Annotated in this window: 1 protein-coding gene; it reads left to right on the top strand. The window is 72.9% G+C overall.

Going from position 1 to position 892, the window contains the following annotated elements; translation table 11 throughout:
• Positions 1-892 (top strand): IS481 family transposase (locus ACFO4E_RS30075; RefSeq protein WP_378580725.1); only part of this gene is annotated, 892 nt, incomplete at both ends.

Below are 892 nucleotides of genomic sequence, written 5' to 3'. Positions count from 1 at the left end.
TGCGTGGTCGATGACGGCTGGCCGCTCCGACGCGCCGCCGACCGCTTCCAGACCAGCGTGAGCACCGCCAGGCGCTGGGCAGGCCGCTACCGCGCACACGGACAGGCGGGCATGCGCGACCGCTCCAGCCGCCCCCGCCACTCGCCCCGGCGCACCCCCGCCCGCCGCGAGCGCCGCGTCGTCAACCTCCGCACCGCCCGACGGTGGGGCCCGGCCCGCATCGCCGGCCACCTGCACATGGCCGCCTCCACCGTCCACCGCATCCTGACCCGCTACCGCATGCCACGCCTGGCCTGCCTGGACCGTGCCACCGGCCGGCAGGTGCGCCGCTATGAGCGGGAGCGCCCCGGCGAGCTGGTGCACGTGGACATCAAGAAACTCGGCAACATCCCCGACGGCGGCGGCCACAGAGCGCTGGGACGCCCCGAGGGTCGCAAACACCGCGCCGGCGCGGGGTACGCCTACATCCACAACGCCGTCGACGACCACTCCCGCCTGGCCTACAGCGAGATCCTGCCCGACGAGCAGAAGGAGACCGCCGCCGGATTCTGGCGGCGGGCCCACGCCTACTTCGCCGCGGCCGGGATCGACGTGGAGCGGGTGCTGACCGACAACGGGGCCTGCTACCGGTCCCACCCCTGGCGGGACCTGCTCGCCGGCCAGGGCGTCAAGCACAAGCGCACCCGCCCCTACCGGCCCCAGACCAACGGCAAGGTCGAGCGCTACAACCGGATCCTGCTCGAGGAATGGGCCTATGCCCGCCCCTACACCTCAGAGACCCAGCGGCGCCAGGCGTTCCCGGAATGGCTGCACCACTACAATCACCACCGGTTCCACACCGCGATCAGCGGCCCTCCCGCCACCCGCGTACCTAACCTCTCGGGGCAGTACA

The sequence above is a fragment of the Nocardiopsis mangrovi genome (assembly GCF_042653925.1).
In the GTDB taxonomy this organism is placed as follows: domain Bacteria; phylum Actinomycetota; class Actinomycetes; order Streptosporangiales; family Streptosporangiaceae; genus Nocardiopsis_B; species Nocardiopsis_B mangrovi.
The sequence above is the reverse complement of the archived record's forward strand: the minus strand, read 5'-3'. Positions and strand labels throughout refer to the sequence as shown.